This is a genomic window from Psittacicella hinzii (assembly GCF_003585935.1).
In the GTDB taxonomy this organism is placed as follows: domain Bacteria; phylum Pseudomonadota; class Gammaproteobacteria; order Enterobacterales; family Psittacicellaceae; genus Psittacicella; species Psittacicella hinzii.
Window position 1 is genome coordinate 1 of record NZ_NRJG01000187.1, and the last position, 1,735, is coordinate 1,735.

The 1,735-nt window shown below is 34.3% G+C and carries 1 protein-coding gene; it reads left to right on the forward strand.

Features of this window, described 5'->3' with window-relative positions:
• Positions 1 to 208 precede the first annotated feature (208 nt).
• The gene (gene serS, locus CKF58_RS07945) at positions 209 to 1,513 is read left to right on the forward strand and encodes a serine--tRNA ligase (protein ID WP_119532689.1); all 1,305 of its coding nucleotides are present in this window, start codon (positions 209 to 211) and stop codon (positions 1,511 to 1,513) included.
• The last annotated feature ends 222 nt before the right edge of the window (positions 1,514 to 1,735 follow it).

A 1,735-nucleotide genomic window follows, 5' to 3' on the forward strand; every position in this document is an offset into this window, starting at 1 on the left:
GTTTACTTAAGTTGTTCGAATATAGTATAAAATATCATAACTTGCTTTGCAATCGAATTTATTTACATAATATTCAAGAGAGAACAACGGAATTCTAAGTAAAACTTACCCATAAATTAAGTGGATAGCTTATAATGTAAACTATGCAAAGCTAATATCTAACTTAGCTCTACAAATTAACATTTTCAACTAACCTAGGTTATCCATAATGTTAGATCCAGTTTTACTCCGGACGCAAACCTTAGAAGTGGCGCGTCAACTAAAATTAAAACGCAATCTTGATTTAGATGTTGCACAAATCGAAGCTCTTGAAAAACAACGTGCTGAATTACAAACATCTACAGAAAGCGTACAAGCTAAACGTAATGAAATCGCTGCGCAAGTAGGACGTCTAAAAGCTAAAGGTGAAAACGCAGATGATTTAATTGCCCAAGCAAACGAATTAGCAACAAATTTAGATGCAGATAAAGCTAAATTAGCTGAAGTGCAACAACAATTATTTGATATTGCCTCACGTTTACCAAATATTCAATCAGATGAAGTGCCTGTAGGTAAAGATGAAAATGACAACGTGGAAATTTCACGTTGGGGTAAACCTCGCACTTTCTCTTTCCCTGTTAAAGATCATGTAGATCTAGGTGAATTAACTGACGGCATTGATTTTAAATCTGCAGCTCGTTTAACTGGTAGCCGTTTTGTAGTATTCAAAAGTGCAATTGCGCGTTTACACCGTGCTTTAATCCAATTTATGTTAGAAGAGCACTATAACGCTGGTTACACTGAAGTATATGTACCATATATGGTTAACCAAGACACTTTATTTGGTACAGGTCAATTACCTAAATTTACTGAAGATTTATTCCAAATCAAACCAATTGACGACCAAGGTGATAAAACTTACTACTTAATCCCTACAGCAGAAGTTCCTGTAACTAACTTAGTAGGTGATCAAATTCTTGACGAAAAAGAATTACCGTTACGCTTCTGTAGCCATACTCCATGCTTCCGTTCAGAAGCTGGTAGTTATGGTCGTGATACTCGTGGTTGTATTCGTTTACACCAATTCGAAAAAGTTGAGTTAGTACACATTTGTAAACCTGAAGATTCAATGGAGCAATTAGAAAAATTAACAACTCAAGCTGAATCAATTTTACAAAAACTAGAATTACCATACCGTAAAATCATTTTATGTACTGGTGATACAGGCTTTAGCTCACACAAAACTTACGACTTAGAAGTATGGTTACCAGCACAAAATACGTACCGTGAAATCTCTTCATGTTCAAATATGAGTGATTTCCAAGCTCGTCGTATGAAAGCACGTTTCCGTCGTGAAGGTAGTAAAAAACCTGAATTAGTACATACTTTAAACGGTTCAGGATTAGCTCTATCACGTACTCTGGTAGCTATTTTAGAAAACTATCAACAAGAAGATGGCTCGATCGTAATTCCACAAGTATTACGTAAATACATGTACGGTCAAGAAGTTATTAATCCAAACGCGGACAAATAAGTAACTTTAATTTTTTACCATCTTGGTAACATAATTTTAGACTTTAAAAGTATATACCATATCAATAAAACAAAACTATCTTGTAACTAATTAAGGGTAGAGATTGCATGGTAAATGCAGCCTCTACCCTTAATTTTTTCTTAGGTGATAGTGCTATAATCAGTAGTATATAGACTGAAAAGAAGAATACTGTATAAACTCAGTTAATGCTCAACTTAATAT

Bases quoted from the DNA above. Each gene is read 5' to 3' on its own strand.
- serS (WP_119532689.1), top strand. From the start codon at position 209: ATGTTAGATCCAGTTTTACTCCGGACGCAAACCTTAGAAGTGGCGCGT.